Here is a 352-nt window from a genome sequence, read left to right as displayed (position 1 = left end):
CTTGATGCGGTGCGCCTTGTCGGCGCGGAGCTTTTCGGCATAGAGCTCCAGCGGGACGCCGGTGCCCCATTCGCAGTCGATGACATCGACCTCGAAGCCTAGGCGTTCGGCCATGTCGACCCAGAGATGCGAGAACTGGCCGAAGCGCGACATCAGCACCTTGTCGCCGGGGCTGAGCACGTTCGTCATCGCCGCTTCCCAGGCGCCGGTGCCGGACGACGGGTAGATGAAGACGCGGCCCGTCTCGTTCTTGAAGACCTTTTTGATGTCCTCGAACAGCGGCAGCGTCAGGTTGGGGAAGGAGCCGGCGCGCATATCCTCCATCGGCAGGTTCATGGCCTGCCGGACCTGC

Annotated in this window: 1 pseudogene; it reads right to left on the bottom strand. The window is 64.2% G+C overall.

Features of this window, described 5'->3' with window-relative positions:
* Window positions 1–352, bottom strand: a pseudogene (locus tag EN852_RS36805) (serine--glyoxylate aminotransferase); the annotation flags it as partial.

The sequence above is a fragment of the Mesorhizobium sp. M2E.F.Ca.ET.209.01.1.1 genome, from assembly GCF_004010375.2.
Classification (GTDB): domain Bacteria; phylum Pseudomonadota; class Alphaproteobacteria; order Rhizobiales; family Rhizobiaceae; genus Mesorhizobium.
The sequence above is the reverse complement of the archived record's forward strand: the minus strand, read 5'-3'. Positions and strand labels throughout refer to the sequence as shown.